26 protein-coding genes and 2 tRNA genes are annotated in these 26,073 nt (G+C 61.9%); 10 read left to right on the top strand and 18 right to left on the bottom strand.

Going from position 1 to position 26,073, the window contains the following annotated elements; translation table 11 throughout:
• Positions 1-74: 74 nt before the first annotated feature.
• From G9473_RS05770 to tkt, 6 genes are read right to left on the bottom strand one after another with little or no spacing between them, the layout of a single operon-like run.
• Complete coding sequence (locus G9473_RS05770; protein WP_291137091.1) at positions 75-521, bottom strand: PaaI family thioesterase; 447 nt, start codon at positions 519-521, stop codon at positions 75-77.
• Positions 522-537: 16 nt separating this feature from the next.
• Entirely contained in the window at positions 538-759 is a 222-nt protein-coding gene (locus G9473_RS05775) for a hypothetical protein (RefSeq protein ID WP_291137094.1), read from the bottom strand.
• 20 nt (positions 760-779) lie between these two features.
• On the bottom strand, positions 780-965 hold the full coding sequence (locus G9473_RS05780; protein ID WP_291137097.1) for a hypothetical protein: 186 nt from the start codon (positions 963-965) through the stop codon (positions 780-782).
• Positions 966-978: 13 nt separating this feature from the next.
• Complete coding sequence (gene pgk, locus G9473_RS05785) at positions 979-2,181, bottom strand: phosphoglycerate kinase (protein WP_291137100.1); 1,203 nt, start codon at positions 2,179-2,181, stop codon at positions 979-981.
• Between the two features lie 22 nt (positions 2,182-2,203).
• Entirely contained in the window at positions 2,204-3,211 is a 1,008-nt protein-coding gene (gene gap, locus G9473_RS05790; protein WP_291137103.1) for a type I glyceraldehyde-3-phosphate dehydrogenase, read from the bottom strand.
• A gap of 17 nt (positions 3,212-3,228) precedes the next feature.
• On the bottom strand, positions 3,229-5,220 hold the full coding sequence (gene tkt / locus G9473_RS05795) for a transketolase (RefSeq protein WP_291137106.1): 1,992 nt from the start codon (positions 5,218-5,220) through the stop codon (positions 3,229-3,231).
• Positions 5,221-5,521: 301 nt separating this feature from the next.
• Between tkt and G9473_RS05800 the strand changes: the two genes are divergently transcribed.
• From G9473_RS05800 to G9473_RS05815, 4 genes are all read left to right on the top strand, one after another.
• Complete coding sequence (locus G9473_RS05800) at positions 5,522-5,734, top strand: hypothetical protein (protein ID WP_291137109.1); 213 nt, start codon at positions 5,522-5,524, stop codon at positions 5,732-5,734.
• A 22-nt stretch (positions 5,735-5,756) separates the two neighbouring features.
• Positions 5,757-6,266, top strand: a complete 510-nt coding sequence (locus tag G9473_RS05805) for a cell division protein ZapA (protein ID WP_291137111.1) — start codon at positions 5,757-5,759, stop codon at positions 6,264-6,266.
• Between the two features lie 391 nt (positions 6,267-6,657).
• Complete coding sequence (locus G9473_RS05810; protein WP_291137114.1) at positions 6,658-7,236, top strand: 5-formyltetrahydrofolate cyclo-ligase; 579 nt, start codon at positions 6,658-6,660, stop codon at positions 7,234-7,236.
• A gap of 18 nt (positions 7,237-7,254) precedes the next feature.
• Complete coding sequence (locus tag G9473_RS05815) at positions 7,255-7,521, top strand: DUF2842 domain-containing protein (RefSeq protein WP_367159639.1); 267 nt, start codon at positions 7,255-7,257, stop codon at positions 7,519-7,521.
• Between the two features lie 42 nt (positions 7,522-7,563).
• Here the strand turns inward: G9473_RS05815 and G9473_RS05820 are convergent.
• The 5 genes from G9473_RS05820 to thyA form a co-directional block, all read right to left on the bottom strand.
• A tRNA-Asp gene (locus G9473_RS05820) sits at positions 7,564-7,640 on the bottom strand.
• A gap of 117 nt (positions 7,641-7,757) precedes the next feature.
• On the bottom strand, positions 7,758-9,065 hold the full coding sequence (locus G9473_RS05825) for a dihydrolipoamide acetyltransferase family protein (RefSeq protein WP_291137117.1): 1,308 nt from the start codon (positions 9,063-9,065) through the stop codon (positions 7,758-7,760).
• A 4-nt stretch (positions 9,066-9,069) separates the two neighbouring features.
• Positions 9,070-10,122: an alpha-ketoacid dehydrogenase subunit beta gene (locus tag G9473_RS05830; RefSeq protein WP_291137120.1), complete on the bottom strand. Its 1,053-nt coding sequence runs from the start codon at positions 10,120-10,122 to the stop codon at positions 9,070-9,072.
• Positions 10,119-11,423: a thiamine pyrophosphate-dependent enzyme gene (locus G9473_RS05835; protein ID WP_291137123.1), complete on the bottom strand. Its 1,305-nt coding sequence runs from the start codon at positions 11,421-11,423 to the stop codon at positions 10,119-10,121. Before G9473_RS05835 ends, G9473_RS05830 begins: the two co-directional genes overlap by 4 nt.
• 117 nt (positions 11,424-11,540) lie before the next feature.
• The gene (gene thyA, locus G9473_RS05840) at positions 11,541-12,500 is read right to left on the bottom strand and encodes a thymidylate synthase (protein ID WP_291137125.1); all 960 of its coding nucleotides are present in this window, start codon (positions 12,498-12,500) and stop codon (positions 11,541-11,543) included.
• 110 nt (positions 12,501-12,610) lie between these two features.
• Here thyA and G9473_RS05845 point away from each other — a divergent pair.
• A tRNA-Pro gene (locus tag G9473_RS05845) sits at positions 12,611-12,687 on the top strand.
• A 119-nt stretch (positions 12,688-12,806) separates the two neighbouring features.
• Here G9473_RS05845 and G9473_RS05850 read toward each other — a convergent pair.
• On the bottom strand, positions 12,807-13,769 hold the full coding sequence (locus G9473_RS05850) for an O-methyltransferase (RefSeq protein ID WP_291137127.1): 963 nt from the start codon (positions 13,767-13,769) through the stop codon (positions 12,807-12,809).
• Positions 13,770-13,899: 130 nt separating this feature from the next.
• A complete protein-coding gene (locus tag G9473_RS05855) occupies positions 13,900-15,102 on the bottom strand; it encodes an ATP-binding protein (protein ID WP_291137130.1) in 1,203 nt (400 codons plus the stop codon).
• Between the two features lie 175 nt (positions 15,103-15,277).
• On the opposite strand from G9473_RS05855, the gene G9473_RS05860 reads away from it, so the two are divergent.
• On the top strand, positions 15,278-15,679 hold the full coding sequence (locus G9473_RS05860) for a very short patch repair endonuclease (protein WP_291137132.1): 402 nt from the start codon (positions 15,278-15,280) through the stop codon (positions 15,677-15,679).
• Positions 15,680-15,719: 40 nt separating this feature from the next.
• A complete protein-coding gene (gene dcm / locus G9473_RS05865) occupies positions 15,720-17,057 on the top strand; it encodes a DNA cytosine methyltransferase (protein WP_291137135.1) in 1,338 nt (445 codons plus the stop codon).
• On the opposite strand, the gene G9473_RS05870 is transcribed toward dcm, so the two are convergent.
• Positions 17,019-17,858: a hypothetical protein gene (locus G9473_RS05870; RefSeq protein ID WP_291137139.1), complete on the bottom strand. Its 840-nt coding sequence runs from the start codon at positions 17,856-17,858 to the stop codon at positions 17,019-17,021. The genes dcm and G9473_RS05870 overlap by 39 nt on opposite strands.
• Before the next feature lie 329 nt (positions 17,859-18,187).
• Here G9473_RS05870 and G9473_RS05875 point away from each other — a divergent pair, with 329 nt between their 5' ends.
• Entirely contained in the window at positions 18,188-19,246 is a 1,059-nt protein-coding gene (locus G9473_RS05875) for a site-specific integrase (RefSeq protein ID WP_291137142.1), read from the top strand.
• Between the two features lie 368 nt (positions 19,247-19,614).
• Here the strand turns inward: G9473_RS05875 and G9473_RS05880 are convergent, their stop codons facing one another.
• The 3 genes from G9473_RS05880 to G9473_RS05890 all read right to left on the bottom strand — a co-directional run bounded on the left by G9473_RS05880 (position 19,615) and on the right by G9473_RS05890 (position 23,594).
• Positions 19,615-20,370: a sulfite exporter TauE/SafE family protein gene (locus G9473_RS05880; RefSeq protein ID WP_291137145.1), complete on the bottom strand. Its 756-nt coding sequence runs from the start codon at positions 20,368-20,370 to the stop codon at positions 19,615-19,617.
• 33 nt (positions 20,371-20,403) lie between these two features.
• Complete coding sequence (gene secA, locus G9473_RS05885; protein ID WP_291137148.1) at positions 20,404-23,166, bottom strand: preprotein translocase subunit SecA; 2,763 nt, start codon at positions 23,164-23,166, stop codon at positions 20,404-20,406.
• Positions 23,167-23,291: 125 nt separating this feature from the next.
• Positions 23,292-23,594 carry a hypothetical protein gene (locus tag G9473_RS05890; RefSeq protein ID WP_291137150.1) on the bottom strand — a complete coding sequence of 101 codons (303 nt, stop codon included), beginning with the start codon at positions 23,592-23,594 and terminating at the stop codon, positions 23,292-23,294.
• A 79-nt stretch (positions 23,595-23,673) separates the two neighbouring features.
• Between G9473_RS05890 and argJ the strand changes: the two genes are divergently transcribed.
• Together argJ and G9473_RS05900 are read left to right on the top strand one after the other, a co-directional pair.
• Positions 23,674-24,900, top strand: coding sequence for a bifunctional glutamate N-acetyltransferase/amino-acid acetyltransferase ArgJ (gene argJ, locus G9473_RS05895; protein ID WP_291137153.1), 1,227 nt, complete (start codon positions 23,674-23,676; stop codon positions 24,898-24,900).
• Entirely contained in the window at positions 24,897-25,703 is an 807-nt protein-coding gene (locus tag G9473_RS05900; protein ID WP_291137155.1) for an inositol monophosphatase family protein, read from the top strand. The genes argJ and G9473_RS05900 overlap by 4 nt, the downstream gene beginning before the upstream one ends.
• 42 nt (positions 25,704-25,745) lie before the next feature.
• On the opposite strand, the gene trxA is transcribed toward G9473_RS05900, so the two are convergent.
• Complete coding sequence (trxA, locus tag G9473_RS05905) at positions 25,746-26,066, bottom strand: thioredoxin (RefSeq protein ID WP_291137158.1); 321 nt, start codon at positions 26,064-26,066, stop codon at positions 25,746-25,748.
• Positions 26,067-26,073 lie beyond the last annotated feature (7 nt).

Below are 26,073 nucleotides of genomic sequence, written 5' to 3' on the forward strand. Positions count from 1 at the left end.
CCCCTCGATTGGCCGTGATGTCGTCTGCGCAAGCGCCTTAGCCAGCCCTCCGCCGCCCTGCAATGGCGCAGACGTCAGCGCGCGGCGAGCCGCCGAATGATCCCGGTGAAGGACAGCGCGGGCCTGCCGTCGCCGGTGACAAGCCCGCGCACGAAGATCGTCTTGCCCCCGCCGCGCGTCACCTCGCCGCGCGCCTCGACCAACGCGCCGGGCGCGACCGCGCCGAGGAAATCGCCCGAAAGGTTGATCGTCACCGCATTGTCGCCTTGCAGTTCGTCGGTGGCGATCGCGAAAAGCGCGAAATCGGCGAAGGTGAGCAGGCACCCGCCGTGCATCGAACCGCTCGCGTTCATGTGGCGCTCGGCCGCGCGAAAGGCGCAGACGTGCTCGCCGCTTTCCTCGCGCTTCATGTAGAACGGGCCGGAACGCGCTTCGTAAGGGTCGGTCTTCCAGCAAGACCAGCCCGCGAATTCGCCTTCGGTCTCCACGACGGGCGCGCCGTATCCTTCGCTCTCGCTCATATGTCTCCCTACGTCGTCAGCGCCACAACTGCAGCGCGCGGATCGCGTGCGACAGGGCCTCGTTGGCCTCGACCGGCGCGAGGCTTCGCTCGGCCAGCTTCCAGCGCCGCCGGAGCCCTGATTTTCGCCACAGGTCGGTGAGCAGGAAGCCCCCGCTCCACGTGTCCCGGCCGACCGCGATTTCCATCTCGGCATGGGCGGTGAACCATACGCCGCCGCCGTGGCTGCGCCCGGTCACTTCGCGCAGGCGAAAGCCGGTCAGCGCAAGGCCTCGCGAAGCCGCCGCGAGAAAGCTCGCCCGGTCGAGCAGGACCGGGGGGCAGTGCCGAACAGCATGACGCATTCGCCCGCAACGTGGCGCTTGAGAGCAGCCCGGTCGGCCTCCATCCAGGCGCGCATCAGCGCAAGTTCGCGGGCCTCGAATTCGGGCGTGACATCGGCCATTCGGGACCGCCCCTCAGGCGGCAAGCGCCGCGACGCCGGGCAACTGTTTGCCCTCCATCCATTCGAGGAAGGCGCCGCCAGCGGTTGAAATATAGGTGAAATCCTGGGTCACCCCGGCCTGGGCCAGCGCCGCGACCGTATCGCCCCCGCCTGCGACGCTGGTGAGCGAACCCTCCTGCGTCAGCGCCGCCGCCGTGCGCGCGAGGCTCATCGTGGCGGTGTCGAAAGGCTCGGTCTCGAACGCGCCGAGCGGTCCGTTCCAGACGACCGTGCGGCAGGTCTTGAGCACGTCGGCGAGCGCTTCGGTCGCTTGCGGTCCGAGATCGAGGATCATCTCGTCCGCCGCGACCTCGTGGACGTTGCAGGTGCGCATCGAAGGCGGGTTGGGCGCGAATTCCTCGGCCACGACGACGTCATAAGGCAGGTGGACGGTGCAACCCGCGTGGTCCGCCTCGTCCATGATGCGCGAGGCGGTATCAGTCAGGTCATGCTCGCACAGCGACTTGCCGACATCGACCCCGCGCGCGGCGAGAAAGGTGTTCGCCATGCCGCCGCCGATGATGAGGTGCTGTACGCGGCCGACGAGATGTTCAAGCACGGCGAGCTTGGTCGAAACCTTGGCTCCCCCAACGATCGCGGCGACCGGCGTTTCGGGATTGCCGAGGGCTGCATCCAGCGCCTTGAGTTCCGCCTCCATCGAGCGCCCCGCATAGGCCGGGAGGTGATGCGCGATCCCCTCGGTCGACGCGTGGGCGCGGTGCGAGACCGAGAAGGCATCGTTGACGTAGAAATCGCCGTGGGCCGCGATACCCTTGGCGAAATCCGCGTCGTTCGCTTCCTCGCCCGGCCAGAAGCGGGTGTTTTCGAGCAGGCCGATATCGCCTGCGCGCAGGATGCCGACCGATTGCTCGACCACAGGCCCCATGACCTCGGGGATGAACATGATTTCCCTGTCCAGGACTTTCTCGACATCGCCGACGACATAACTGGTCGACATGGTCGAGTGGCGCTGGCCCTTGGGTCGGCCGAAATGGGCAAGCAGCAGGACCTTGGCCCCGCGCCCCGCGAGTTCGAGGATCGTGGGCTTCACCGCCTCGACGCGCGTCACGTCGCTCGCCGAACCTTCCTTCATCGGCAGGTTGAGATCGACCCGGACCAGCGCAACCTGACCGGTGAGATCGTCGGCGAGGTCACCAAGCGTCCTGAAATTGCTCATGTTCACCCCTCCCCGGGCTGGATCAGAGGAACTTCGCCATCACCCCGGCGGTGTCGATCATGCGGTTGGAGAAGCCCCATTCGTTGTCGTACCAGCTGACCACGCGGGCGAGCTTGCCTTCCATCACGCTGGTTTCAAGGCTGTCGACGGTCGAGCTTGCCGGGTAGTGGTTGAAGTCCGAGGAGACGAGCGGTTGGTCCGTGTAGTCGAGCACGCCCTTCATGGCACCCTCGGCCGCTGCCTTGAGCGCTTCGTTCAGCTCTTCCTTCGTCGTGTCGCGGCCCGGCACGAAAACGAGGTCGACGAGGCTGACATTGGGCGTCGGCACGCGAACGCTCGATCCGTCGAGCTTGCCGTTGAGTTCCGGCAGGACGAGCCCCACCGCACGCGCAGCGCCGGTGGTGGTCGGGATCATGTTCGCAGCACCCGCGCGGGCGCGGCGCAGGTCCTTGTGGATCTGGTCGAGCATCCGCTGGTCGTTGGTGTAGGAATGGATCGTCGTCATGAAACCGCGAGTGATGCCGACGGTGTCGTTGAGCACCTTGGCTACAGGCGCGAGGCAGTTGGTGGTGCAGCTCGCGTTCGAGACGATGTCGTCCTCGGCCGTCAGGCTTTCGTGGTTGACGCCGAACACGATGGTCTTGGAGACGCCGCTTGCCGGGGCCGAGATCAGGACCTTTTTAGCGCCGGCGGCGATGTGCGGGCGGCTTGCCTCGTCCGACTGGAAGAAGCCGGTGCATTCGAGCACGATGTCGACGCCCATGTCGCCGTGCGGCAGCTTGCCCGGATCGCGCTCGGCAGTGACGGCGATGCGCTTGCCGTTGACGGTGATCGAAGTGTCGTCCGAACTCACCTCGCCGTCGAAGCGCCCATGGACGCTGTCATGGGCGAAGAGAAGCGCATTCGACTTCGCATCGGCAAGATCGTTGATCGAGACGAGATCGAGGTCGTGATCGGTCCGCTCGAGGATCGCGCGCGCCACGAGCCGCCCGATGCGGCCAAAACCGTTGATCGCAACTTTCGTCGCCATATCCTTGAAACTCCTGCTTATCCGTTCAGTTTGTCTTTGATTCTGGAGGCGACCCTTTCGGCTGTGAAACCGAAATGCTCGAACAGGTCCTTGGCCGGGGCGGAGGCGCCGAAGCGATCGAGCCCGATGGCGAGCCCGCGCGGAAAGGCGCGGTTCGAGGTGTAGCGCTCCCACCCGAAGGTGCTCCCCGCCTCGAGGCTGACGATCAGCGCGTCGTCGGGAAGGATCTCTGCGCGGTATTCGTCGGACTGCTCATCGAAGAGTTCGGTCGAGACCATCGAGACGACGTCGACCCCGAGCCCGTCGGCCTCGAGCGCATCGGCCGCATCCATCGCAAGCGCGACTTCCGAGCCACTCGCGAGGATCACCACCTTGCGGAAATTCGTCGCTTCGCGCACCCGGTAGCCGCCGCGCGCGCAGGGGTTGTCCTCGCGCGCCTCGAGCCGCAGTTGGCGCAGGCCCTGACGCGAAAGGGCGAGCACCGTGGGTCGCCCCTTCTGTTCAAGCGCGACCTGCCAGCACTCCGCCGTCTCGACCGCATCGGCCGGGCGCATGACGAGCAGGTTCGGGATAGCCCGCAAAGACGCGAGATGTTCGATCGGCTGGTGGGTCGGTCCGTCCTCACCCAGCCCGATGCTGTCATGGGTCATGACGTAGACCACCCGCGCCTGCTGGAGCGCCGACAGTCGGATCGCGCCGCGTGCATAGTCAGTGAAGACGAGGAAGGTTCCGCCGTAGGGGATGACGCCGCCATGCAGGGCCATGCCGTTCATCGCCGCGGCCATGCCGAATTCGCGGATGCCGTAATAGATATAACGGCCCGAATAATCGTCGGCGGTGAAAGGCTTGATGTCGCCTGCCTTGGTGTTGTTCGAACCGGTCAAGTCCGCACTGCCGCCGATCATTTCGGGGACGGCCGGATTGAGCGCGGCGAGCGCCATTTCGCTCGCCTTGCGGGTGGCTACGCCCTGCGGATCGGCGATGAGCTTGGCAATGTGCTGGCCGAGCGAGTCGGTCTCCGGGAGCTCGCCCGCCATGCGGCGTTCAAACTCGGCCTTGTGCGCGCTCTCGTGGAGGCGAAGCTCCCAGTCGCCGAGCTCGGTCCGACCCCGCTCTGCGGTCGATCCCCAGTCTTCGAGGACATCATCGGGGATGACGAAGGGCTCGTATTCCCAGCCCAGCGTTTCGCGAGTGGCCGCGACTTCTTCGACCCCCAGCGGCGCACCGTGGGTCGCCGCCGTGCCCTGCTTGCCCGGCGACCCCTTGCCGATCACCGTGCGGCAGGCGACGAGCGAGGGCCGGTTCGCCTCCTTCGCTTCACCGATCGCGCGTTCGATGTCGGCAAAATCGTGGCCGTCGCATTCGGTGACGTGCCAGCCCGTCGCCTTGTAGCGCGCCTTGATGTCCTCCGAGGTCGAAAGGTCGGTCGCACCGTCAATGGTGATCCGGTTGTCGTCCCACAGGACGATCAGTTTGCCGAGGTGCAGGTGTCCGGCAAGACCGATCGCTTCGTGGTTGATGCCTTCCATCAGGCAGCCGTCGCCCGCGATCGCCCAAGTCCGATGGTCGACGAGGTCATCGCCGAACACTGCATTCAGATGCCGCTCGGCGATCGCCATGCCGACCGCCATCGCAAGCCCCTGGCCAAGCGGGCCGGTGGTGCACTCGACGCCTTCAAGCAGGAAATTCTCCGGATGCCCGGCGCAGGGGCTGCCGAGCTGGCGGAAATTGCGGATGTCCTCCATCGTCGGGCGGGCATAGCCGGTCAAATGGAGCAGCGAGTAGATCAGCATCGAGCCGTGGCCTGCCGACAGCACGAAGCGGTCGCGGTCGGGCCAGTCGGGCCGGGCGGGGTCGAACTTGACGTGGGAGTCGAACAGGACGGTGGCGACATCGGCCATGCCCATCGGCATCCCGGGATGGCCCGAATTGGCGGCCTGCACCGCGTCCATCGAAAGCGCGCGAATGGCGTTCGCCATGCGTTGGAGCCTGGCAGTGTCTTTCGTCATCGCGGGATGTGCCTCCTGATGGCTCCGCTGGGTGGGGATACTCAGGCGAGCCCTTCGCCCTTGTCGCCCGCCCCGAACCATGCCGGGCCGGGCGATTCGATCCCCTCTCGTGATCGCGCGCTGCCATTGCCGAGCCTTCCTGCAAGGTCAAGCGCGCGGGATGCGCCCGCCTGCGAACGGCCCTGTACGAGCGACCGGAGCGATGTCGGACCAACGGCTCGCGGCCGGCCCCGCGAAGACTTATCAACAGCCGCCCCCAAGGCTTTGCGCGCCTTCGCCTTTCTTGCTACCTCGCAAGTCCATGGCGACGGCCCGGATGGAACAGGCGATCGCGCGCATCGAGGCCGCGTTGACGCGGCTGGAGAGCGCACGCCCTCCGGGCAGGTCGGGCGAACCGGAAATGGAGAACTCCCCGCGCGTCCTCGCGCTCGTCGACAGACACGAAAAGCTGCGCGAGGAAGTCGCCGAGACGCTGCGCGATCTTGATGCGCTGATCGCGGAGATCGAGCCGTGACCCGCCGCCGCGCGAGGGCGCGATGAGCACCGTCACTCTCACCATCGGCCCGCGCAGTTACCAGGTCGCCTGCGCGCCGGGCGAGGAGGCGGCGGTAGAACGCCTCGGCGCGATCGTGGCAGAGAAGTACGCCGCTCTCGGCGCGGCACGCGGGCCGTTGGAGGCGCAGAATATGCTGTTCGCCGCGCTGTTCATGGCCGACGAACTGGCCGAGGCGCGCGAGAAGGCAGCCAAGGCTGAACATCAGCAGGAGCGTATCGGCGGCACGCGCGAGGCGCTTGAGGCGGAGATCGAAACCCTGCGCAGGTCCGAGGCGCGCGCACGTGCCGAGATCCGAGAGCTCAAGGCCGAACTCGCCACGCTGCGCGAGGCGGCAAACCACCAGCACGACCTGTTCGGAACGCCCGCATCGGACGAGGCGGACCGCGTCGCCGCACTTCTCGAAACACTGGCCGAGCGTCTCGAACAGGCCGCCGACAGGTTCGCCGGGCCGCCTGCGGATTCTCTTGAAGCGGACACCGCCGGAGCCTAGATACGCCCTCGGCGGGACTGCCCGGCACGAGCCGATCGAATATCCCTGAGGCTATAAGCAATCCTAGGGAGCTGTCCCTGCCTGGGTCCACCGGTTCGTCCGGGGGGCTCGGGTATACGGCGCCCACCTGACGTTGAGGCGTCAGAGGATTTCCCGGCAACGACCCATGGTGGTTCCGTCACGTTCTTTGTTGCCCTACCGCTTCGCTGCTTGAGGGCGTGGTCGGTTATCGTTGCCCTACCGCTTCGCTGCTTGAGGGCGCAGTTGGTTTTGGTTTCCTCGCTAACGCGCCCTGAAGGGCGCGTCGCTGCGGGCGGGCGGTCGCCCTTGCGGCCCTTTGGGCCGTTCATCGCGCCCATTCATTGTTATTAGGAGCGGGCAAGTCTTCGCCGTGTCGAACAAGTCCGAACTTCGCGAACAACTCAGGGCCCTGCGCCGGGTTCATGTCGAGGCGCAGCCCGATCGCATTCGCGCGCTCCTGTTCCACCGTCCGCCCGCGCCCATCGTCGCTATGATCGAGCCCGGTGCCGTGATCGGCCTTTACCATGCGAGCCGCTACGAGGCCCCGGCCAGCGCTTATGCAGGCTTTTTCGCAGAGCAGGGGCACGTCGTCGCCCTGCCCCACTTTGGCGCGCGCGATGCGGCAATGACGTTTCGCGCGCACACCGACCCGTTCGGCGCGAGCGACCTCGCGCCCGGCCCTTTCGGCCTGCTCCAGCCCGCCGGCGAGCCCGAGGAACTGGTCCCCGACGTGCTGTTCGTGCCGCTGGTGGGCTTTACGGAGACCTGCGAGCGGCTCGGCCAGGGCGGCGGGCATTACGACCGCTGGCTTGCGGAACATCCAGGGCGGCTGACGATTGGGCTCGCATGGGACGCGCAGCTGATCGAGCCGGCCTCGGCCCTGCCGCTGGAGCCGCATGACCACCGGCTGGATGCGGTCGTGACGCCGACCCGGATCTACCGACCCTGAAGCGATGATGTCGAGACGATGAGCAACCCCATGCGCGAGACCCCGACCTGGCGGATCCCCTTCGGGATCATCACCCTTTTCCTTGCGATCATGGTCTATGCCATCGCGATTGCGCGCTATGCGCCCGACCTGATCGGCGGTTGGCCCGGTTGGGCGCAGACCATCGCCTACCTCTTGCTGGGGGTGATCTGGTTGCTGCCCTTGAAGCGATTCCTGATCTGGATGGAAACCGGTCGCTGGGGCGCGCCGGAGCCGTTGCCCGACCCCGACGACGAAACGCGCTGACCCCGCTGGGGACCGCGCCGACTTCACCGATGATGGGGAAAGTGGCGCGAGTGACGGGACTCGAACCCGCGACCTCCGGCGTGACAGGCCGGCGCTCTAACCAACTGAGCTACACCCGCGCATTGGGTTGTTTCCGCCCCGCGGCAGATCCGCTGCCGGTGGAGGAGCAGCGCCATTAGGCCCGGCGCGGAAGGCTGTCAACGCTCTCCGGCAAGGGCCAGGCGCTTTTTTTCGCCTCAGTCCCGGAGCAGCAGGACCGGGGTTTCGACAAGGCGTTTGACCTCCTGGATGAAGCTCGCCGCATCATATCCGTCGACCACCCGGTGATCGCATGAAATCGAGATATTCATGAGCTTGCGCTTTGCGATTCTTTCGCCGCCCTGATCGTCGGGGACGAACATGGGACGCTCGACGATGCGGTTGGGGCCTATGATCGCGACTTCGGGGCGATTGATGACCGGCGTGGTCGCAACGCCGCCAAGTGGACCGAGCGATGTCACGGTGACGGTCGAGCCCGAAAGCTCCTCCGATGTCGCTTTGCCGCTTCGCGCCGCATCGGCGAGACGCGCGATCTCGCTGGCGAGTTGCCACAGGTTGCGCGCCTGCGCGTCGCGGATGACGGGGACCATCAGGCCATTATCGGTCTGTGTCGCCATTCCCATGTGAACCGATCCATGGCGCGTCACAACACCCGCCTCGTCGTCGTAGCGCGCATTGATCATCGGGTATTGCGGAATCACCTTGCAGAAGGCGGTGATGAGCAGCGGCAGCAAGGTCAGCTTGGGCCGGCTGCCGCGATTGGCGTTGAGATCTGCGCGCATTTTCTCGAGCGCGGTGACGTCGCATTCCTCGACATAGGTGAAATGCGGGATGTTGCGCTTGGCCGCGGCCATGTTCTGCGCGATCCGCTTGCGCAGGCCGATGACCTTGATCTCCTCGTCGGCACGGGCCGTGCCCGCCGGGGAGAAACCGCCGCCCGAATTATACGCGAGAAACTGGTCGAGATCGCCGTGGCGCACACGCCCGTCTTCGGCCGGTTTCACTTCGGAAAGGTCGATACCGAGATCTTTCGCCCGCTTGCGCACGGCAGGGCTGGCGAGGACCTTGCGCGATGTCACCGGTTCGCGAGACGGCGTCGGCGCAGGCGCGGGAGCAGCGGAAGGCTTGGGCTCCGGTTCGGGAGCGGGTTCGGGTTCGGGTTCAGGCTCCGGTTCGGGGGCGGGAGCGGGAGCGGGAGCGGGAGCGGGAGCGGGAGCGGGAGCAGGCTCCGCTTCATCTTCCTCGACGTCGTCCGGCACCTCGCCCTCGACCTCGATCACCAGCAGCATCGCGCCGACCGCGATCGTGTCGCCGATCTCGCCCGCCACTTCGAGCACCTTGCCCGCGACGGGGCTCTCGATGTCGATAGTCGCCTTGTCGGTCATCACGTCGACGAGGTGCTGGTCCTCCTCGACGTCATCGCCGACCTTGACGTGCCATTCGACGATCTCCGCCTCTGCGACGCCCTCGCCCACATCGGGCATATTGAAAGTGAACTTCGCCATTGCGTCAGTCCTTCAGGATCTTGTCGATGGCCTCGCCGATGCGGACGGGGCCGGGGAAATAGGCCCATTCGAGGCTGTGGGGATAGGGCGTGTCGAAGCCGGTCACGCGCTCGACCGGGGCTTCGAGGTGGTAGAAGCACCGCTCCGTGACGAGCGCCGACAGCTCCGCGCCAAAGCCGGAGGTGCGCGTCGCCTCGTGGACGATCAGGCATTTCCCCGTCTTCTTCACAGAGTTTTCCACAGCCTCGATGTCGAGCGGAACGAGGGTGCGCAGGTCGAGGATGTCGGCATCGACGCCCTTCTCCTTCGCCACCGCCTCGGCCACGTGGACCATCGTGCCATAGGCGAGGATCGTTAGCTCATCGCCCTCGGCCACGTGCCGCGCCTGCCCGAGCGGGATGCGGTAATAACCTTCGGGAACCGCGCTCTGCGGGTGCTTCTTCCACGGTTCGACCGGGCGGTCGTAGAAACCGGAGAACGGCCCATTGTAGATGCGCTTGGGCTCGAAGAAGATGACCGGGTCATTGTCCTCGATCGCCGCGATCAGAAGGCCCTTCGCGTCGTAGGGCGTGGAGGGGATCACGGTCTTGAGGCCCGAGACATGGGTGAACAGGCTTTCGGGCGACTGCGAATGGGTCTGCCCGCCGAAAATCCCCCCGCCGAAAGGCGAGCGCACCGTCATCGGGGCGATGTATTCGGCGGCCGAACGATAACGCAGCCGCGCGGCCTCGCTGATAAGCTGGTCGAGGCCGGGGTAGATGTAGTCGGCGAACTGGATTTCGGGAACGGGACGAAGGCCATAGGCGCCCATCCCCACCGCGACGCCGATGATGCCGCATTCGGAGATCGGCGTGTCGAACACCCGCGTCTTGCCGTGCTTTTCCTGCAGCCCAGCGGTGCAGCGGAACACCCCGCCGAAATAGCCGACGTCCTCGCCCATCACGATCACGTCCGGGTCGCGTTCGAGCATGATGTCGAGCGCCTCGTTGATTGCCTCGATCATGTTGATCCGGCGTTCAGCGGTTTCCTCCGCCGCTTCCTTCGTTTCGGCGCTCATCGGTTGGGCCCCTTTTCGCCGAATTTCTTGATGCGTTCACGGGTCGCCTGTTCGGCCTGTTCCTTGAGATGCCAAGGCAGTTCCTCGAACACGTCCTCGAACATGGTGCGGAAGGGCTGGTGGAGGCCGTGACCGAGGATGCCGTTCTTCTCGGCCTCTTTGGTGGTCTCCTTGACTTCTTCCGCGCATTCCCTGTCCATTGCGGCGTGGCGCTCCTCGTCCCACTCGCCGATCTCGATGAGGTGGTCCTTCAAGCGCTTGACGGGATCGCCCAGCGGCCATTCCTCGCGTTCCTGCGCGCTGCGATAGCCGGAGGGGTCATCGGAAGTGGAATGGCCTTCCGCGCGATAGGTGAAATATTCGATCAGGGTCGGCCCCTTGTTCGCCCGTGCGCGGTTCGCCGCCCACAGCTGGCTCGCATAGCAGGCGAGCGCATCGTTCCCGTCGACTCTCAGGCCCGCAAGGCCATAGCCCAGCGCGCGCGCGGCGAAGGTCGTGCGCTCCGCCCCGGCGAAACCGGAAAAGCTCGAGATCGCCCACTGGTTGTTGATGACGTTGAGGATAACCGGTGCATTATAGACCGTCGCGAATGTGCACGCGCTGTGGAAATCGCCTTCCGCGGTCGAACCTTCGCCCACCCAGGTCGCCGCGATCCGGCTGTCGCCGCGAATCGCGCTGGCCATCGCCCAGCCGACCGCCTGCGGGGTCTGGGTCGCAAGGTTGCCCGAGATGCTGAAGAAGGAGTGCTCGCGGCTCGAATACATGATCGGCAGCTGGCGGCCCTTCAGCTTGTCGCCCTTGTTCGAGTAGATCTGGTTGATCATCTCGATAAGGGGATAGCCGCGCGCGATGAGGACACCCTGCTGGCGGTAGGACGGGAACACCATGTCGTCGCTCGCGAGCGCCATCGAGGTCGCGATGCTGGTCGCCTCCTCGCCCGTGCACTTCATGTAGAAGCTGGTTTTGCCCTGCCGCTGGCCGCGGAACATCCGCTCGTCGAAAGCACGCGTCATCGCCATATGCCGCAACATGGTGCGCAAGGTGTCGGGATCGAGCTTCGGATCCCACGGCCCGTGCGCCTTGTTGTCTTCGCCCAGCACTCGCACCAGGCCATAGGCAAGATCGGTCATCTCGGAAGGATGCGCGCCCTCGTCCGGGCGCGGCTGCTTGCCCGGTTCGCCGATATCAAGGTCGGAGAAATCGACCGGGTCGCCGGGACGCGATTTCGGCTCAGGCACGTGCAGCGCGAGCGCGGGGCGGTTGTCCCCGCCCCGGGGCGGTTTGTCGGCCGGCTCGGCCATAGAGGCGCTCTCCCAAAAGAGTGAAGCGGACCGCCGCCAAGGGGCAGCGATCATTGCTTGCGCGTGAATTTTTATTTCAGCGCCGTGAAGCGGTCAAGCGCGGCGGGCCTTGGCGGCCTAGACCGCAACAGGAGCCTTGATCGGCGGCTGCGGGGCGTAATCATGGACCACGAAATCCTCGATTTCATAGTCGAATATTGTCGCCGGCCGTCGGACGATCTCCAGCCTCGGATGCCCCTCGGGCCGACGCGCGAGCTGTTCTTCGACCAGCCCGGCATGGTTGAGATAGAGATGGACGTCCCCGCCCATCCAGACAAGCTCGCCCGGCTCCATGGCGACCTGCTGTGCGATCATCCGGGTGAGCAGAGCCGCCGACCACAGGTTGAAAGGCAGGCCGAGCGCGACATCGCAGCTTCGCTGGTAGAGGATGCAGTTGAGCCGCGCTGCCTGGCCTTCGCCTGCGACATGGAACTGGTAGGTCTTGTGACAGGGCGGCAGAGCCATACGATCGAGTTCAGCAACGTTCCAACCCTCGATGATGTGGCGCCGGCTCGCGGGATTGCTGCGCAGGCTCTCGATCACCTCTGCGACCTGGTTGATGCCGGGGCCCTTTTCGTAAAGCCCGTCCTTGCGGTAGCGGAACGTCGGCCAGTCGACCCACTGCTTGCCATAAACCGGGCCGAGGTCGCCCCAGCGCTCGGCGAAGGCTTCGTCCGCTGCGATCCGTTCGACAAAAGCCTCGAGCGAAATGTCGTCCTTCGTCTCGCGCACATAGCGCGCGTGCGGCCACTCGTTCCAGATCTTCACGCCCTGCAGGACAAGCGGGCGGATATTCGTGTCGCCGGTGAGGAACCAGAGCATCTCGCGCGTCGCGGTCTTCCAGTAGACCCGCTTGGTCGTAAGGAGCGGCATCGCACCGCCCGCAAGGCCGAAGCGCAACTGCGCCCCGCAGATCGAGCGCGTGCCGACACCGGTGCGATCGACCCGCTCGCTCCCCCGCTCCCAGATCTGGCGCATCAGGGCGAGATATTGCTCTTCGTAATGGACCGGGGAATCGGTGGGCGCAGCGCTTTCCATGGCGAATTTCCATAGCGGCCAATTGCCCGCTTGCCACCCCGCGCTGCGCCACCTATAGGGCGCGCCTTGCCTCGACCCGCGGGTAAGCGAATCCGCGGGACCGACACGGTCGGGGAGTAGCTCAGCCTGGTAGAGCACTGTCTTCGGGAGGCAGGGGCCGGAGGTTCGAATCCTCTCTCCCCGACCAATTACTTTATTGATAGATCACCATCAGTTTTGCACACGCCCAAGGGAACGCAGCAAGTTCTTGATCGATGAACGCGAGACTTACTGGTTTAATTCACAACAATATTACGCGACAACCTCTTATCTCTCGAATGACGCGAAATTCGGGAGGTAGCGATAGAACTTGGCGTACCTACTAGCCTCTCTCAATGGAATAGGAGATGCATCCAAGGCACCGTCCCCCGAGATCGGCAATTGTTTATCGAGATGGCGCATCTCATGTGGCGTTACCAATGGCATATGGATACGCAAGGCATCATCGCCATCGCGATAGAACTCTAACTCCCGGAATCCCGCCCCATCGAAGAGCGCTGCTTGTCCTTGATCCACGAAGACTCCGCCGACGGTCGTCATCTTCGCGCCATCCTTGTATTCAAACGCTAATGTCTGACGGAACTCTATCTTTTGACCATTGGGCCGGGTCGCATTCGCAACCCTGAGACCTTCCTCAATCTCAGCCAACAACATCTGACGCGAGGTGAGCGAAAGTCGCCATCCTCGTAAATCGGCCTGCCCCAAATCTTCGCGTGTTCGACCTTCTCCAAAATAATTTGAGAAGTTTTCCTTCGTCTGGACATGGATAGCATTCTGTGCGTCGCGCTTGTCGAAAATTTTCTCTGTCTGTACTGAGATTACAAAAGCCGTGCCGGATTGAGCGCGAGTAGCCACGGTGCGCACATCCTCCAGTATGCTCACACTCAACGGATCATCGTAATCAAGCCAGACAATTGACCGAATGCTCCAATCAAGTGATGGAAGAACGTCGCTAGCTTCTCCCATCATCAAATTGATACCTCGCAGCGGATTATTGAACTCGAATCGCGCTTGGTGATCCAGCTCGCATTCAATCGAAACGATGTTTGAAATGCCGAGTGACCGATGAAAGAGCACGCAGTCCGAGAACCAAATCGAGCCAAAACCCACGTAACGATAGCTCTCTAACGATCCAAAGACGCGCAAACGCGCGAAAAAATCGCAAAGCATCTTCCTTTCGGCAAATTTCGCGGGCCTAATCGAATAATCGATAATCTCGTAGCTCGCCATCACTCTTCCTCGCCTTGCTCAGACAAGATCATATCGAAGGTCGTTTCACCGACTGCTTTGGCAGAATTTACTCCCAGAGCATCCATAAGCAGGCGAATCTTATCGACCTCCCTAGAATATTGGATTCTGGTCATTTTCGGCCCCGAGCCTTCGGGCCTATATTATAGGAGAAAGATCTTGCCCCCCGAATATTTTCGACTTCTTGCGGGCTGGCTTCTTTCGAGAGAGCCGCCAGCGTGGGTGAATTCTTACCGTACTCGTCAACCTCTTCGTCCAGCTTATTCAAGAATTTTATGATCGTTCGGGTATGATCAAGCATCTTGGGAAAAACAGATTGCCAGATTCCAGATGTCTCATCGAGGCCAGTCTTAGTCGTATTCCAAGGGAGTTTTTGCGAGGAACTACAGTCGAAGAAGACGACTCCCCGAAAGCGCGCATACTGGTTGTGAAATTTGGGTATGCCATCCTTTTGTTCAGAAACCGAATTCCAGCCCGTGGCTTCCGAGCGGTCTGCCGAAAGTATCACCCTGCCATTGCATACGACATACCAGCCAGCCTTAGACGGCTGGGATTCCGCGATACCGGCAACAATTCGAACGACGACCGGGGCGTCACTAGATGAATCGTAAGTAACCTCTTCCACTACGGGCGAATATGCTCCGCCGCTAAGGATGCGAAGGTCTGTTTGCGTAAGGTGCTGCCCGTTAAACTCAATCGCCAAACCAGCCGAAATGAATTGACGCTGATGTGCACGGATCGTCTCAGCCAACCCTCTGCAAAAATATTTTGACGAAAATCGATTGCTGATTTCTGGGCGCAGTTTATCGACTAGTATGCGCGTCCCGCATTCGGCATCAGGAAAATCAATTCCTTCTACAAGATCAGCGAAGCTGAATTGCCATTTCTCGTCCCCTTCCCAAGCATCTACATCGATTTCTATAGACCATCTTTCAGATTTCGTTGTTGAATGAACCTCAAAATATCGTCCAAATTTAAACAATGCTCGCTTCATGCCGACACCGAACTGACCGATTGAGTAGTCGGTGGACTTGGCGTTGGCTGGACGACCAAAGCGAAAAGCGTAGTTTATGGCTGTATCCGTATCGAAACCGCCACAATTATCGGTGATCTCCAAACGATCACCATCGATATGGATCTTGACCCACAGGCCATCAAAATTCGGATCGTTACCCGGTCTGAGCCGTTTCGCTCCATCGATACAGTTATCAACAAGATCGAGGATCGCGCGCTCAGTCGGAATGTCGCGCACCAGCATGTCGACAAAGAAGGCCTTTGTCGGCATTGCGTTGATATGTTTCGATGCTGTCGTCATATCCCTCACCTCCAGACGGTTCGCTAGATGCCCTGAGAGCGCCCGTCCAGCATAGTTCTGACAGCCGAAACTCCCAGCTTTTCGAACTTGATCGCGCACAGATAATGCAGTCCCCTACGAAAGCATGCACTTACAAATGATCGACCACGTGGACCCCGTCCGGAGGAGTAAGATTATGGCTAGTGTCGGCCAAAAAGACACAAGGCCTGAAATGATCGTGCGTCGCAATCTGCATAGACTTGGCTTTCGATATCGGCTCCACAGGCGTGATTTGCCGGGCACTCCCGACCTTGTTTTCCCGTCGCGGAAAAAGGTGATATTTGTACACGGGTGCTATTGGCACGGGCATGAATGTCGGTGGGGGAAATTGCCAAAGTCGAACCAAGGTTATTGGCGGGCAAAAATCCGAGCTAATCGCGACCGTGACGATCGCAACGCATCATCGCTAGCGGAAATGGGTTGGGACAGCCTCACCGTTTGGCAGTGCGAACTTCGGGAAGAACGAAAGGCGATCAACAGGATTGTGGAGTATCTGCAGTCTGGCTGCATCTTAGGTGGCAATCAGGCCCAGCTTTGAATAGACAGTTGTTCTCCAATCGTTCATTCCCGGTGCAGCCATGACACGTCCAATCGGTATCGATCTTTTCGCTGGCGCAGGGGGTATGAGTCTCGGTTTCGAGCAGGCCGGTTTCGACATTGCCGCTGCAGTTGAGATAGATCCAGTTCACTGCGCAACTCACCATTTCAATTTCCCCGAATGCGTTGTGATCCCGAAGTCAGTCACGGACGTGACGGGGCATGAGGTTCGCGAGAAAGCCGGTCTTGAAGATCAGCAGATCGATGTGGTTTTTGGCGGGGCGCCCTGCCAAGGGTTCTCTATGATTGGGCAGCGCGCTCTCGACGACCCGCGCAACTCCCTTGTTCGCGACTTCGTTCGCCTAGTTCATGAACTCGACGCTCGCTATTTCGTATTCGAGAATGTCAAAGGGCTGACGGTTGGTAAGCATCGGAGATTTCTAGAGGAAGTAATCGCAGCTTTCGAAAATGGTGGCCAGTATCAAGTGCTTCTAAAAGAGCGTGTGTTGAATGCTGCCAATTATGGTGTGCCGCAAAACCGCCATCGACTTTTCTTAATTGGCGCACGTAAAGACTGTGATCTCCCAGAGTATCCGGCGGAGATCACACATCCGGCGGGCACCTCGAACTGTGGTTCTGCAGAAGGCCCTACGTGTGAGGATGCGCTCGGCGACCTTCCTGATGCAGAAAGATTCGATGAATTATGGAAAACAGACCAAGTCGCGACCAATGCCTGGGGCGAGCCTAGTACTTATGCTGCCGAATTGCGGTGTCAAACAAACGAGGCTTGGCATTTCGGCCATCCAAGGGATTGGAATCCGTCAATCATGACGTCCAGTCTACTCACAGCGCATACCGAAATTTCTCGACGTCGCTTCAATGCTACGGCAGGCGGGTCAGTCGAACCAATTTCGAGATTCTTCAAGCTCGCACCGGACGGCGTTTCAAACACACTCCGCGCCGGGACGGACTCGGCACGGGGTGCGTTCACTAGTCCCCGGCCAATTCACTACAAGTATGCTCGCTGCGTCACCGTCCGCGAAATGGCCCGTTTGCACGGTTATCCAGATTGGTTTCGGTTCCACGAAACAAAATGGCATGGCGCTAGGCAGATCGGGAACTCAGTTCCCCCTCCGCTGGCAAGAGCCGTGGCAAATGAAGTAGTCAGAGCTCTTGGTATCAAGCCCACCCGTCCGACGATCAGTCAGAAGCTCGGAGACGAGGGCCTTCTTCGCATGGATCTCTCGGAAGCTTCGCGACACTGGCAAATCGAGAATCCAATTGGAAAACGCAACCGCAAGAATGGGACGAAGAAACGCAAACAGCAGGAAATCGAGGCGTCAGATGCCTTTGACCGCAGGTTTGAGTTCAATGATTGAATGGCTCGCAACGTCAAGCTGCGTTAGCCCGGAAGCGAAATCTCGCTTTACTGCCTCAAATTCTACTACGTAGAATCCAACTCCCTTAATCGCCCGCAAACCAATCGGCACAGTTACATCCACGTGGCTATTTGCTGCAAAAGACGCTTGGGCCTGATTAATTATCTGGCTCTCGATAAGTGGGTCCTTGGCTTGTTTCGCCTCGCAGGTGACAAGGACTGAAAAAGGATCACTTGCAGTTCCAGCCTTTCCCAAGAACAGTGCGTCAATTTCTGTCTTCCTAAGCTTAATTCCAGATTGCAAATGTGCTAATTCTAGCAGTCCAAAGGCACCCGCTACAGCGAAATGAGTTTCGACGACCCTAAGCTGCACAGCGACCTGAATGTGCCACGTTTCGTCACTCCGTCCCAGCGATTTGGTGACGAGTGGAATGCTAGTTGACTGGATTGGAAACCTAGGCGCGTGAAGATCGACAGCAAACTTTTCAGGAAAAGCCTCAGTCTGACCGGGCGCAAAGGGAATGAACTCAAAACATGCCTCACCGGTGCGCTGAACCGCTGTGAACCTTCTTTTGGCTACCGAAGCAGGCCAATGCTTCGACGCATTCTTGCTCCGCAGTATGTCCTTCAAAAAATTTGCTGGATTATTATCACTTAGCGAAATCCCATGCGTCTTCCGGCACGCTCTGATGGCCTTTCCGACATCGTCAATGGTCATTAGTGTTTTCGTAAGTATATTATTATTCGCATCCCAATATTTGTCGAAAAGATACTCGATGACGACGGTCTTCTGTGATGCCATTTCCTACCTCGAAAGTTCGCCGATTTGCGTCGAAAACACTCATACGACCGTGCAATAGAGATGGATTTTGTCAATCGATTCTGTCGTGCGAACTCGCGAGCATGCGGTTTGAACAGCCTCAACTTGGTAGGATTTCGACAAGGCGAGAGGTAGATCGCTCCGAACGGATACGTCGCGCGATCTCTGCGCAGCCCCCTTCACTAACCCGTCGAAAGGGCCGAGCCTCGCCAACCATTGAATTGCACATCTTGTCAATCAATTCTTGCGGTGACACATTTAAATACAACGCATAAATGGCTCAACCTCACATTGAATAGAAGAGGTTGGAAATGCCGCGTCGTAACTCTGGACCTAAATTGAAGTGGATTGAGGAAAGAAAGACTTTCTACATTGTTTGGCAAGAAGGTGGAAAGACCCGTAAACGTTCCACTGGAACATCAGATGGACGGGAAGCGCATGAAATATATTTAGACTACTGCAACTCGTTGTATGCGATCGGCGACGGAACGCGGCCCGACAAGTTTCCGGTGGCTGACGCGCTTGCCTACTATGCGGAGCATAAGGCCACCCAAGCTATGGACCCTGCACGCATTGCCTATGCGATCGAAGCCCTTCTTCCTTTTTGGGAAGACAAAATGGTCTCGGAGATCAACCAAGGTACGTGCACGCAGTATCTTCAGTACCGTGCGGAGAGAAGAAGGAAGGGCATCTCTAACTCGACCATACGGAGGGAATTGGGCGCGCTCGTTGCTGCACTGAATTTTTGCCACCGCGAAGGGAAGCTTACGCGGGTTGTCCACGTACCGTTGCCAGAAAAAGCACCGCCCAAGGATCGCTGGCTGACACGAAACGAAATGGCAGCCCTTCTTTGGGCATCGCGATGCGGGCATCCTCGCACTCGCGCATACCTTCCGCTCTACATGCTAATCGGAATCTACACCGGAGCGAGGACCGAAGCCATTCTGTCTCTCACGTGGGATCGGGTCGACCTTGAGAGGCGTCGCATAGATTTTCAGATTCCGGGTCGTCGCCGCACGAAAAAACGGCGTCCGACGATTCCGATCCCTGAACGCCTGCTCACGTTCCTGCGTTATGCTTATAGGAGGCGCACAGCCAACGACGGTCCTGTGGTTCACAACAGGGGCAAGCCAATCACCCGCATCATTCGGGGGTTCAAGGCTGCCGCAAAAAGAGCCGACCTACCGGACATCACTCCGCACGTGCTTCGTCACACGATAGCGACATGGATGGCTTTGGATGGTGTGAGCATGTACGAGATTGCCGCCTATCTCGGACAAGACGTAGCTACCACATCACGCATATACTCGCATCACAGCCCTGACTTTTTGAACGATGCGATCCGCTCGCTCGATCGTCGCACGAAGTAGGGAGCGTGGGAAAAATCATGAGAATTCATGTCAGTCCTGAATTGCCCCAACCGACATACAGATTTTCGTCTGTGTACGGTTATGTGTCGGCTAAATACGCCAGTAGCGTCAGGCAACGTCGTTCAACGCCGATTCCGAAAACCTATATGTCTATGAATTAACATCTTTTTTCGGAAGCGCTTTTGGTTCGGGAGGCAGGGGCCGGAGGTTCGAATCCTCTCTCCCCGACCAATTTCGATGCTTGAGCCCCTCAAGACCGGGCAAATCAGCCACTTTCTTCTTCGGGGGATTGGCCTTGATTAGCTCGAGCCGCATCTTCGGCTGACCGTGCTAGGTTACGCCTGCCGCGTTTCCTTCCGAACGGTTGCTTAGAGACCGCCGAGAAGACGCACTCCGACGGCAATTACCAGCAGCGCGGTCAGTCGGCGAATCCAGCGGCCCGGCAGGAAGCGCAGGGCCAGCAAGCTACCCACCTGTCCGCCGACCACCACAGCGACAAGCAGGGGTAAGCCGCCTCCGATCGCCGCGGCGAAGTGGTCGGGCCCGCCCTTGAGGAGTTGCCCGGCAAGGCCGAACAGCGAATTGACGAGGATGAAGAAGCTCGCCGTGGCCGCAATGGCGCGCGCCTCGCGCCAGCGGGCGAGATGAAGCAGCGGAGCGAGGAAGATGCCGCCGCCGATGCCTACGAGCCCGGCGAGATAGCCGAGCGGCGCAGCGATGAGCGGCATAACACGCGCCGCGCGCCTGGGCTCGGCAGCGCGCCCCTCGCTGACCGGCAGCAGCATGGCGAAGCCGGTGAGCACGAGGCTCGCCCCAAGCAGTGTCAGAAAGGTGGTGCGGTCGATTGGGGTCAGCCCGCCTAGGAAGGCTGCGGGCGCGGCAAGCGCAGTGACGAACGCCGCGCCTCGCCATGGCAGAACCTTCGCGCGGGCGAAGCGGACCGTCGAGCCCGCCACGACCACGATATTGCAGGCGAGGACCAGCGGCGGAAGCAGGCGGTAGTCGAGCCCCGACAATGCCAGCAGCGCGGCATAGGTCGACCCGCCGCCGAACCCGACGCTGGCATAAAGCAGCGCAGTCAGCGCAAAGGCGAGGACGAGCACGACCGGAACCGCGCCGATCATCGCTCACCCTCCCCTGTTACCGACCTAGCGCGCTCAGGCGATCTGCCGCGTACCGGCCGCCCCGTGGCAGTGCTTGTACTTATTGCCGCTTCCGCAGGGGCACGGCGCGTTGCGGCTGATGTTGAGGTTGGCGTAAGGATTGTCGCGGTTCGCCCCGCCCGGCGATGCGGCGGCCTGCGGGCTCCCGGCGAGCGAACCGAACAGCTCGGGCCGCTTTTCCGAGCCGTCGTCGTCGTCCGAGTTCTCGAACCCGGTCAGCGGGTCGATATGGCCGGTGAGGAAATCGGGCAGGTCGGGCAGGCTCACCGAAGCGGGCGGCGCGGGACGGAACTCGTTCTTGAACAGGAACTTCGTCACCTCTTCGCGCAGCTTGTCGAGCATCGTCTCGAACAGGCCGAAGGCTTCCTGCTTGTATTCGTTGATCGGCTGTTTCTGAGCGATGCCGCGCATCCAGATGACCTGCCGCAGCGCGTCTAATGTGGCGAGGTGGTCCTTCCAGTGGTGGTCGAGCTGGCGCAGCAGGATTTCCTTTTCCACCCGCCGCCAGTCGGCTTCCTCGAAGCGCGCGATCTTTTCTTCCATCATCGCGTCGGTCTTTTCGCGCAGGCGTTCCTCGATCAGTTCTGGTTCGACCTGTTCTTCCTCGAGCCATTCGTCGATCGGCACCTCGATTCCGAAGACCTCATCGATCCGTTCCTTGAGCCCGGCGATGTCCCATTGTTCGGGATAGGAGCCCGGCGGGCAGGCGCCGAAGACGATCGCGTTGACCGTGTCGTGGCGCATATCGACCACAACATCGTCCACCGCTTCGGCGTCCATGATCTCCGCGCGCTGTTCGTAGATGACCTTGCGCTGGTCGTTCATCACGTCGTCGTACTGGACGACATTCTTGCGCGCATCGTAATTGCGCGCCTCGACCTTTTTCTGCGCGGTCTCAATCGCCTTCGAAAGCCACTTGGACCCGATCGCCTCGCCGTCCTGGAGGTTCGAATTCATCATCTTGGCGAAGAGCGTGTCGGGACCGAAGATGCGCAGCAGGTCGTCTTCGAGGCAGAGGTAGAAGCGTGAAAGGCCGGGGTCGCCCTGCCGCCCGGAGCGCCCGCGCAGCTGGTTGTCGATCCGGCGCGATTCGTGGCGCTCGGTGCCGAGCACGAACAGCCCGCCCGCTTCGAGCACCTTCTGCTTTTCCTCTTCAAGCTCGCGCTTGATCCGCTCGATCTCGGCGTCCTTGGCGGGCCCGTCCTCCATGTGGCCGAGCTCGTCGTTGATGCGAAATTCAAGGTTGCCGCCAAGCTGGATGTCGGTCCCGCGCCCGGCCATGTTGGTTGCGATCGTCACCGCTCCGAGCCGCCCGGCCTGCGCGACGATATGCGCCTCGCGCTCGTGCTGGCGGGCGTTGAGAACCTCGTGTTTGACCCCCTCCTTGTCGAGGAATTGCGAGAGAAGCTCGGATTTCTCGATCGAGACAGTGCCGACGAGGATCGGCTGACCGATGGCGTTCTTTTCCTTGATCGCGCGCGCGATCGCCTGGAACTTGTCCATCGTGTTCTTGTAGAACTCGTCCTCCTCGTCGATCCGCTGGACCGGCTTGTTGGTCGGGATCTCGACAACGTTGACCTTGTAGATGTCCCAGAATTCCGCCGCTTCGGTGGCCGCGGTCCCGGTCATGCCGGACAGCTTGGGATACATCCGGAAATAGTTCTGGAAGGTGATCGAGGCCATGGTCTGGTTCTCGGGCTCGATCTTCACGCCTTCCTTCGCCTCGACCGCCTGGTGCAGGCCGTTCGACCAGCGCCGGCCTTCCATCATGCGGCCGGTGAATTCGTCGATGATCACGACCTTGTCGTCCTTGACGATGTAGTCGGTGTCGCGCTGGCGAGCGAAATTGGCGACCAGCGCCTGGTCGAGGTGGTGCACGACCTGCGTGTTCTCGACATCGTAGAGATTGGGCGTCTCGAGTAACTCCTTCTCGACGAGGATCTTCTCGACCTCGTCGATCCCCTCCTCGGTCAGCTGGACCCGCTTGGTTTTCTCGTCGATGTCGAGCCAGTCCTTGGGCACCTGCTTGGCCACCGCGTCGAGCGCGACGTAGAGGTCCGACTTGTCCTCTGTCGGGCCGGAGATGATGAGGGGCGTGCGCGCCTCGTCGATCAGGATCGAGTCCACCTCGTCGACAATCGCGTAATTGAACGGACGCTGCACCATCGAGGCGCGGTCGTGCTTCATGTTGTCGCGCAGGTAGTCGAAGCCGAACTCGTTGTTCGTGCCGTAGGTGATGTCGGCATTGTAGGCTTCGCGCTTGGAATACTCGTCCATGTTGGGGACGATCACGCCGACGGTAAGGCCAAGCCAGCCGTAGAGCTGCCCCATCCATTCCGCGTCGCGCCGGGCGAGGTAGTCGTTGACCGTGACGACGTGGACGCCCTTGCCTTCCAGCGCGTTCAAATAGACCGCGAGCGTCGCCACCAGCGTCTTGCCTTCGCCCGTGCGCATCTCGGCGATCTCGCCGCGGTGAAGCACGATACCGCCGATCAGCTGGACGTCGAAATGGCGCATTCCGAGCACGCGGAAAGACGCCTCGCGCACCGTGGCGAAGGCTTCTGGCAGGATGTCGTCGAGGCTCGCGCCGTTATCGAGCATCTCGCGCAACCTGGCGGTCTGGCCTTTCAGCTCCTCGTCCGACATCGAATTGATGCGGCTTTCAAGGGCGTTGATTTCATTGACGATCTTGCCGAGCGACTTGACGTAGCGGTCATTCGACGAGCCGAAGACGGACTTGATTAGCTGGTTGAACATTGAATCGAATCCTGCGTCTGGGGACGACCTTCGCGTAAGGGTCGTGAATATCGAGGGAGGTTGCGCGGCGATTGCGCTCGCCGATCCGGCCGCCGGGGCAGGCCGGGAGAAGGCGTGCCGAAAGGCTATTCGAGCGCGCGCTCGACCCCCATCAGCACCGGCATCAGGAGCACGCGCGGGCGCGCTGCGGGCGAAGGCCGCCGCGTCTCGCGGCAGCGCCGGGCCGCCTTGTCGCGGGCATCGGCGGCCTTGGTGTCGAGGTGCGCGCGGGTTTCCCCGGCCTCTGCCGAGGCGCCGACATTGCAGGCGGCGAGCGGGTGTGCGGACGCGTGCGCCGGACCGCTCAGCGCGGCAAGGCCCGAAAGCAGGGCCAGCAGGGCGATAATGTGACGCGTCATCGCCAGCGCAGATAAGCGTTTCGCGGCCATTCGTCCACCTTGCAGCGCCATTTATGCCGCGCAAAGCGCCGTTTACTCGCGCCGCGCGGCGGCCTAAGCGCGACGAGCCATGGATCTCGAGCGCTCGCCCCTCGCCCTGCCCTTCCCCGACATGCCGCCGATCGACGGCGTGCGCCTGCGGGTGGCCCGCGCCCGCTACAAGGAATGGGACAGGGCCGACCTCACCTTCGCCGAACTCGCGCCGGGAACGAGCCTCGCGGGAGTGTTCACCAAAAGCGCCTGCGCCTCGAGCGAGGTCGAATTGGGACGCGAGCAGGTCAAGGCAGGCGCGGCCCGCGCGCTCATCGTCAATGCGGGCAATTCCAACGCTTTCACCGGTTATCGCGGGCGCGAGGCGGTAGAGGCGATCCAGGCGCAGGTGGCCGAGGCGTTGGGATGCACCGGCGGCGAGATTCTCGTATCCTCGACCGGCGTGATCGGCGTGCCGCTGCCCAAGGACAAGGCCCGCGCCGGGATCGAAGCGGCGCTCGCGGCGGAGGACTGCGGCTGGGAGGAGGCGGCGAACGCGATCGCCACGACCGATACCTTCCCCAAGGGTGCGCACGCCAGTGCCATGCTGGGAGAAACCCGCGTGGAACTGTGCGGCATCATAAAGGGATCGGGCATGATCGCGCCCAACATGGCCACCATGCTCGGCTATGTCTTCACCGATGCCGACGTCGCCCCAGCCTTCCTGCAGGAAGCACTGGATCGCGCCAATGCCGAGACCTTCTCCTGCATCACGGTCGACGGCGACACCTCGACCAGCGACACCGTGCTGGCCTTCGCCACCGGCAGGGCAAGGAACGCGCGGATCGAGGACTGGAACAGCCCCGGAGCGGATTCCTTCGCCGCCGCTCTCGCCGATGTGTGCCGCCGCCTCGCTCATCTCGTCGTGCGCGACGGGGAAGGCGCGTCGAAATTCATCACCGTGCGCGTCGCAGGTGCGGCGGACAATGACAGCGCGCGGCGTGTCGGCCTTGCCATCGCCAATTCGCCGCTGGTCAAGACCGCGATCGCGGGCGAGGACGCGAACTGGGGCCGCGTCGTCATGGCGGTCGGCAAAGCGGGCGAACCGGCGGATCGCGACCGGCTCTCCATCGCCTTCGGTGGCATCTGGACCGCGCGCGAGGGCAACCCGGTCGAGGACTATGACGAGGCTCCGGTGGCCGAACACCTCAAGGGCCGCGACATCGAGCTCGCTGTCGATCTTGGCATCGGCGAAGGGCGAGCAAGCGTGTGGACCTGCGACCTCACGCACGGCTACATTTCGATCAACGCGGACTACAGATCATGAGCGACCTCACCGCCCTCGACGCCGAAATCCGCGACCTGCTGCGCTTTGCCGCGGAACGCTCGATGATGCCGCGCTTCCGCGCGCTTTCGGATAGCGAAGTGGACATGAAGGGCGAGGACGATCCCGTGACCGTGGTCGACCGCGAGGTCGAGGAATTCCTCACCGAAGCGCTCACCCGCCTCGCCCCCGGGGTCGCGGTGGTGGGGGAGGAAGCGGTCCATGCCGACAAGGGCGTGCTGGACCGTCTTTCGGAGCAGTGCTGGATCATCGACCCCTTGGACGGGACCGCGAATTTCACCGAAGGCAAGGAGCCTTTCGGCATCATCGTGGCGCTCGCCGATGCGGGCAAGGCGGTGGCGGGGTGGATCTACGACCCTAACCTCGACCGGCTGTGCCACGCCCGCGCCGGCGAAGGGGCGCGGATCGACGGCGAGACAGTGACCGCGCGCACGACAGGTGAAGACCCGCCGGTGACGGCGGTGAGCCGGATGTTTCTGACTCCGGAACAGTCGGCGATGGTCGATGCGCGGCTCGCCCCGCATTACAGGCTGGTCGACATACCGCGCTGCGCGGCGGAGCAATATCCGCGCCTCGCGCTGGGGCAGAACGACATCTCAAGCTTCAAGCGCACCTACCCGTGGGACCACGCGGCGGGCGTCCTGTGGCTCAACGAGGCGGGCGGGCGCGCGGCGCGGCTGGACGGGAGCGAGTACAAGGTCGACGACGGCGAGGGGAAGCCGGGCCTGATCGGCGCGTCCAGCCCGGCCATCTGGGACGAATTCGTCGCGCGCCTGAGCAGCTAGAAGCGCGCGAACTCCCGCACCTGCAGGCGTTTGCGCGATCTCTCAGAGTTCGCCTTCAAGCCACTGCTTGAGCTGGCTTTTGGGGCGCGCGCCCTGCAGATGCGCGGCGGGCTTTCCGTCCTTGAACAGGACGAGCAAGGGAATGCCCTGCACGCCCATCTCGGTCGGCACGCCGGTGTTTTCCATGATGTCCATCTTGGCGATCGTGACCTTTTCGCCGAGCTCGTCGCTGATCTCCTCCAGCGCCGGGGCGATCATCTTGCACGGACCGCACCAGTCGGCCCAGAAATCGACCAGCACGGGCTTGTCGCTTTCGAGGACGTCGGATTTCCAGCTTTCATCGGTCACTTTGACGGTGGCCATAAATTCG

It is taken from the genome of Erythrobacter sp., from assembly GCF_011765465.1.
Taxonomy (GTDB): domain Bacteria; phylum Pseudomonadota; class Alphaproteobacteria; order Sphingomonadales; family Sphingomonadaceae; genus Erythrobacter.